Source organism: Agrobacterium sp. YIC 4121 (assembly GCF_002008205.1).
GTDB classification, from domain to species: domain Bacteria; phylum Pseudomonadota; class Alphaproteobacteria; order Rhizobiales; family Rhizobiaceae; genus Agrobacterium; species Agrobacterium leguminum.
On record NZ_MRDI01000022.1, the window covers coordinates 128,605 to 134,806 of the forward strand.

A 6,202-nucleotide genomic window follows, 5' to 3' on the forward strand; every position below is an offset into this window, starting at 1 on the left:
ACATGTGGTACTTTATATCGACCGGCCTTCGCACGAAAAGCCGGTCGACTGCGGTTATCAACCACCAAACGATCATTCGGCTGCAAATTGCACTTTCATGGTGGCCGGATCGGATGGTTTCTTCGTAAAGAACGGCAGCATCTCCGAAAGCGGCAGCCGGTGCGAGACGAGCCGCGCCATGACATCACCATCCGTTTCCAGAATGGCGAGCGCCTGCGGTATGTTGCGGTTCAGCGAATGCGAGCCGACAAGCTTGAGCTGACGGCGGAAGATTTCGAAGGGCGCGACCGAAATGCGGGCATCCGGCGCGCAGACGCCGAAGAACAGCGCCGTGCCGCCATCGGCAACCAGCGGGATCATCGCTTCCGCAACGGGGGCGATACCCGTCGCATCGGCGACGACATCGAAAGACTTCTGTTGCCGCAGCAGCGCTTCCGAACCGGAAACCGCCACCTGAAGCCCGAGACCTTCGGCAAAAGCCAGCCTGCTTTCGTTGATGTCGGCAATCGTCACCGTCTCGATGCCGCGCGCTTTCAGCGACAGGGCAAGCAGCAGGCCGATTGGACCGGCTCCGAAAACCAGCGCATTTTCAGCCACCGTTCCGTTCTCGCCAATGCCCGCGCTCTGCATGCCGTTGACGACGCAGGCAAGCGGTTCGGCCAGCGCCGCGACATGATAGGGCATAGATCCAATGCCGTGCAGGTGGTCGGCGTGTACGACGCTGAATTCCGCAAAACCACCATTGTGGGAAACGCCATAGGCCTTCAGCGTGCTGCACAGATTGGTCAGCCCCTTCCTGCAACTCGGGCAGGTGCCGCACGGCAGATTGGGGTCGACCACCACCCGGTCGCCGGCCTTTATGCCCGTCACATCGGCGGCCACGGCCGCAACTTCACCGGCATATTCATGCCCCGGAATGACCGGAAAGGCGCCGTCGCCGTAACGCGCGTGAAGCACATCGATATCGGTGTGGCAAAGCCCCGAAGCCTTGACCTGCACGAGCGCGTGGCCAGGCGGCAGATCGGCAACGGGAACTTCCGCCAGAACGGCCTGTCCCTTCTCGACGAATTGAATGGCATGCATGGTCATCTCCGGCTTTTCAGCTCATCCAGTTGCCGCCGTCGACATTATATGTCTGGGCGAGAATATAGTCGCTGTCGGAAGAGGCGAGGAAAACCGCAAGACCCTTGATGTCATCGGGCGTCGCAAAACGGCCGATCGGCACGGATTTCGCCACCGCCGCCTTCTTCTCACCCGGCTTCAGGCCTTCCCATTTGGCGAATTCCGCATCGACCACTTCCCAGTGCTCGCCATCCACTACGCCCGGTGCAATGGCGTTGACATTGATGCCGTGCTTGACGAGCGCCAGCGCCGCCGACTGCGTGGCGGAAATGATCGCCGCCTTGGAAGCGCAATAAAGCGTGACGAGCGCTTCGCCGCGACGGCCGGCCTGGCTTGCCATATTGATGATCTTGCCACCGCGCGCCCGCTCGATCATCACATTGGAAACCGCCTTCATCATGAACAGCGGTCCCTTGAGATTGATGTCGAAGACCCGCTCATAACTCTGTTCGGTAATGCCATTGATCGGCGCCATGTCGAAGATCGCGGCATTGTTGACGAGAATGTCGATGCCGCCAAATTCCTCATCCACCGCCTTTACCACGGCGTCGATCTCGGAAAGATCGGTCACATCCAGCTTCACAGCCTTGACAGAAGGGCCGATGGCGGCGGCAGAGGCCGTCGCGCGGGCGATATCGATATCGGCGATGATGACCTTTGCACCCTCATCGGCAAAAGCCTGCGCAAAACCAAGGCCGATGCCGCGGGCGGCGCCGGTAATCAGCGCGACCTTGTTGTTCAATCTCATGTCGATCTCCGTGATGCATGGCGGGTAATCTGGCCATGCTCTTTTGTTGTTCGATGCTTTTCCTCACTCCCCTCATTCCTGCTTGTTGCAGGAATGCAGCCGACGCGGCTCTCACGCGGCAAGAGAGTCCTTCCAAACCAAGGACTTGGGCTGGCTAGATTCCTGTGACAAGCACAGGAATGAGGAGACGGGTGCGAAAGCCCCACCCATGCCGCCCGCCGCCAAAGTGACGAACGGGCGGCACGCCGGGAGGGCGCGGCTACTTGATGTAGCCCGCGCGGGTCATGTCACGTTCGACCTGTTTCTGCGCGCCTTCGAGCGCCGCATCGACGGTCTGCTGGCCGGAAAGGGCTGCCGCGATCTGCTGGCCGACAACCGTGCCGATGGACTGGAATTCCGGTATGGCGACGAACTGCACGCCGGTATAGGGCACCGGATCCTTGGTCGGCTTGGACGGATCGGCCGACATGATCGCCTTCAGCACGGTATCCGCGAAAGGCGCGGCCTTCTTGTATTCCGGCAACTCATAGGTGGATTTGCGCGTGCCCGGCGGCACGGCCACCCAGCCTTCGCTTTCACCAACCGTCTTCACATAGTTCTTTGAGGTCGCCCATTTGACGAAGGACTTGGCGGTTTCAAGCTTCTTCGTGCTGTTTGGAATGGCGAGGTTCCAGGACCACGACCAGCTCGACCCGTTCGGCGTTGCCTCGACCGGAGCACGCGTAAACGCGGTCTTGTCGGCAACCTGGCTCTGCTTGGGGTCATAAACGCGGCCCGCCGCTGAGGTGGCGTCAATCCACATGGCGCAACGGCCGGATGAAAACAGCGTCTGGTTCTCGTTGAAGCCGTTGGCGGCCGCGCCGGGCGGGCCGTAAGACGTCATCAGCGCCACATAATCCGAGATCGCCTTTTTCCAAGGCTCGCTCGTCAGCTGCGGTTTCCAGTCCATGTCGAACCAGCGGCCGCCATAGGTGTTGATCATGGTGCCGAGGAAAGCCATGTTCTCGCCCCAGCCCGGCTTGCCGCGCAGGCATATGCCATATTGCTGCTTCGACTTGTCAGTGAGCTTGGCGGCAAAATCCTTGATCTGATCGTAGGTCGGATTGTCCGGCATCTTCAGGCCGGCCGCATCGAACAGGTCCTTGCGATAAAGCGTGAACGAGCTTTCGGTATAGAATGGCACGGCGTAAAGCTTGCCGTCGACAGTCAGGCCTTTCTTGATCGGATCAAGCAGATCGGCGTAATCGTAGTCGTCGCCGAGATCGTCGACCGGCGCCAGCCAGCCCTGCTTGCCCCAGATCGGCGCTTCGTAGCCGCCGATGGTCATGATGTCGAACTGGCCGCCATTGGTGGCGATATCGGTGGTGACACGTTCGCGCAGAACATTCTCTTCCAGCACGATCCAGTTGATCTTGTTGCCCGTCTCCTTCTCCCAGGCGCTGGAAAGCTTCTGCATGATGATCATGTCGCCATTGTTGACGGTGGCGATGTTGATTTCTTCCGCCTGCGCCAGACCGGCGAAAAGGCCGATGCCAACCACGGACGATGACAGAATTCCAATTAATTTGCTCATGAGACCCGCTCCTCCTTTACGGATGTCCACGCATAACAATACATGCGTAAATTTTTTATCTCGCAAAATCCGCTCTCTTGTCAACGTCCGAAAATAAATCGGAGCATGGAGACATCGTCGCCAGCACCAGTAACTCACTGCTTTAAAACGGATAATATCATAAAAAATTATTTCCCGAGGCGTTCCTCTTGCTGCGATGCAACAAAATTTTCGTCATTTCATATATTGACGCGCGTAAATTTTTGAATGATATCCGAAAACCAGAAGCCCTCGGGACGGCGGGATTACCTCCGCCAAAAGGACGGGAGCCGAATGCATATGGAGGAGACGATGAGGCAGACATCCGCACTGGCGCCGCACACGAAAGGCCCGACCGTCACGGCGGGGGAAATCCTCGTGGAAATCATGGCGACGACGGTGGGCGACGGCTTTCTGGAGCCGCAGGCGCTGATCGGCCCCTTCCCGAGCGGCGCGCCGGCCATCTTCATCGATCAGGTGGCGCGCTGCGGCGGAGCCGCCGGCATCATTGCGGCGGTGGGTGACGATGATTTCGGCCGTCTCAATGTCGAGAGGCTGCGCGGCGACGGCGTCGACGTCTCGGCCATCGCCACCATCCCCGACCGGCCGACGGGCAGCGCCTTCGTGCGTTACCGGGAAAACGGCGCACGGGACTTCGTTTTCAACATTGCCCATTCGGCGGCCAGCGAAACGCATATGACCGATGAAGCGCAGGCTCTTATCGAAAAAGCCGGCCATGTGCATGTCATGGGATCGGCCTTTGCGATTGCCGGCATCGGCGAAATCATTCTCGAAGCCATCAGAAGCGTCAGGGCGCGCGGCGGCTCGGTCTCCTTCGATCCCAACATCCGCAAGGAACTGGCGCAGGGCGATGCCGGCCGCAGGCTGATCGACGATCTGCTTGGTGTCACCGATCTTCTCCTGCCCTCCGGCGAGGAGCTTCAGGCAGCCTCCGGTCTGGACGACGAGGAGGCGGCAATCGAAAAGCTGCTTGCCTCCGGCATCGGCGAAATCGTGCTGAAGCGCGGTGCGGATGGTGCAAGCCATTTCAGCCGCGCCCATGGACGAATTGATGTCCCCGGCTTGCGGGTCCGCGAAATCGACCCGACCGGTGCCGGCGACTGTTTCGGTGCGACTTATCTCACCTGCCGCCGCCTGGGCATACACCCCGGACAGGCGCTCGCCTATGCCAACGCCGCCGGCGCGCACAATGTCACCCGCCGCGGCCCGATGGAGGGCGCCGCCAGCCTTTCCGAACTCGACGCCTTTCTGGCCGCGCAACTGTCGGAGGAAATCCTGTGACCGGTATACTCGAAAATCTCGCCGCCGCGCGCCGCTCCGGCAAGCCCGCCGGCATCACCTCCGTCTGCTCCGCCCATCCCGTGGTTCTGCGCGCCGCAATCCGCCGTGCCGCCGCCGGCAGGACACCGGTGCTGATCGAGGCAACCTGCAATCAGGTCAATCATCTCGGCGGATATACCGGCATGACGCCACGGGACTTCGTCAGCTTCGTCAACAGTATTGCCGATGAAGAAGGGTTGCCCCGCGAACTGGTGATTTTTGGCGGAGATCATCTCGGCCCCAATCCCTGGCGCAGGGAAACGGCCGAGGAAGCGCTGACAAAAGCTGCCGCCATGGTCGAGGCCTATGTGACGGCGGGTTTTCGCAAGATCCATCTCGATGCCTCGATGGGCTGCGCCGGTGAACCGGGGGCGCTGGACGACGACACGATAGCCAACCGCGCCGCCAAACTTGCGGCCGTCGCCGAAAAGGCCGCCACGGCTGCCGGCCTGCCGAGACCGCTTTATATTCTCGGCACCGAGGTGCCGGTGCCGGGGGGTGCGGACCATGTGCTCGACACCGTCGCACCGACGCAGCCGCAGGCGGCGCGCCAAACCATCGACCTTCACCGCGAAATATTCGCGCGACACGGCCTTTCCGATGCGTTCGAACGGGTCATCGCCTTTGTCGTGCAGCCCGGCGTTGAATTCGGCAGCGACAATGTCGTCGCTTACGACCCGCAAGCGGCCACCGCCTTGAGCGCCGTGCTGGACGCCGAACCGCAACTGGTCTTCGAGGCCCATTCCACCGATTACCAGACGCAGGCCGCCCTCACGACACTGGTATGCGATGGATATCCCATCCTGAAAGTGGGCCCCGGCCTGACCTTCGCCTATCGCGAGGCGCTTTACGCTCTCGACATGATCGCCTCCGAGATGATCGGCGATTATGGCGACCGTCCTTTGGCGCGCACCATGGAGGAGCTGATGCTTTCCTCACCCGGCGACTGGCGCGGACATTACCATGGCGATGACATCACGCTGCGATTGCAGCGCCACTACAGCTACAGCGACCGTATCCGCTATTACTGGACGCGGCCGGAAGCGCTTGCGGCCGTTTCCGCCTTGCATAAGGCGCTGGATGGGAAGACAATTCCCGAACCCCTGCTGCGCCAGTATCTCGGCGAGTTGCCGCTCGCGGCAGTTGCAGGAAAGGATATGGAGGAGGTTCTGGTCGCGGCAGTGGATCAGGTGCTGGCGACCTACCATGCGGCAACCGGCGAAGATCGTCACTAAGACAATCGTTAAATTGGGATGCCCCGGCGGGAGACGTTGCGGGTATCGGTCAGGGAGGGGAAACTCATGGCAACCCGAAACACAAGCGGATTAGCGCGGGTCATGCTTGCGCCATCGGTGCTGTTGTTGCTGGTGTGGATGATCGTGCCTCTGGCGATGACGCTC

5 protein-coding genes and 1 pseudogene are annotated in these 6,202 nt (G+C 60.8%); 3 read left to right on the forward strand and 3 right to left on the reverse strand.

What is annotated here, in order from left to right; genetic code table 11:
• Positions 1–72: 72 nt before the first annotated feature.
• The 3 genes from BTE54_RS19550 to BTE54_RS19560 all read right to left on the reverse strand — a co-directional run bounded on the left by BTE54_RS19550 (position 73) and on the right by BTE54_RS19560 (position 3,443).
• A complete protein-coding gene (locus BTE54_RS19550; RefSeq protein WP_065656193.1) occupies positions 73–1,083 on the reverse strand; it encodes a D-altritol 5-dehydrogenase in 1,011 nt (336 codons plus the stop codon).
• A gap of 16 nt (positions 1,084–1,099) precedes the next feature.
• Positions 1,100–1,870, reverse strand: coding sequence for a galactitol 2-dehydrogenase (locus BTE54_RS19555; protein ID WP_065656183.1), 771 nt, complete (start codon positions 1,868–1,870; stop codon positions 1,100–1,102).
• A 259-nt stretch (positions 1,871–2,129) separates the two neighbouring features.
• Positions 2,130–3,443 (reverse strand): sugar ABC transporter substrate-binding protein, encoded by a 1,314-nt coding sequence (locus BTE54_RS19560; RefSeq protein WP_065656184.1) that lies wholly within the window; start codon positions 3,441–3,443, stop codon positions 2,130–2,132.
• 312 nt (positions 3,444–3,755) lie between these two features.
• On the opposite strand from BTE54_RS19560, the gene BTE54_RS19565 reads away from it, so the two are divergent.
• From BTE54_RS19565 to BTE54_RS24825, 3 genes and pseudogenes are all read left to right on the forward strand, one after another.
• Positions 3,756–4,763: a sugar kinase gene (locus tag BTE54_RS19565; RefSeq protein WP_065656185.1), complete on the forward strand. Its 1,008-nt coding sequence runs from the start codon at positions 3,756–3,758 to the stop codon at positions 4,761–4,763.
• Positions 4,760–6,037 carry a D-tagatose-bisphosphate aldolase, class II, non-catalytic subunit gene (locus tag BTE54_RS19570; RefSeq protein WP_078053645.1) on the forward strand — a complete coding sequence of 426 codons (1,278 nt, stop codon included), beginning with the start codon at positions 4,760–4,762 and terminating at the stop codon, positions 6,035–6,037. Before BTE54_RS19565 ends, BTE54_RS19570 begins: the two co-directional genes overlap by 4 nt.
• A gap of 66 nt (positions 6,038–6,103) precedes the next feature.
• Positions 6,104–6,202: pseudogene (locus BTE54_RS24825) on the forward strand (sugar ABC transporter permease); the annotation flags it as partial.

Coding starts and splice junctions, on each gene's coding strand:
- BTE54_RS19550 (WP_065656193.1), bottom strand. CDS start 1,083: ATGCATGCCATTCAATTCGTCGAGAAGGGACAGGCCGTTCTGGCGGAA.
- BTE54_RS19555 (WP_065656183.1), bottom strand. CDS start 1,870: ATGAGATTGAACAACAAGGTCGCGCTGATTACCGGCGCCGCCCGCGGC.
- BTE54_RS19560 (WP_065656184.1), bottom strand. CDS start 3,443: ATGAGCAAATTAATTGGAATTCTGTCATCGTCCGTGGTTGGCATCGGC.
- BTE54_RS19565 (WP_065656185.1), top strand. CDS start 3,756: ATGCATATGGAGGAGACGATGAGGCAGACATCCGCACTGGCGCCGCAC.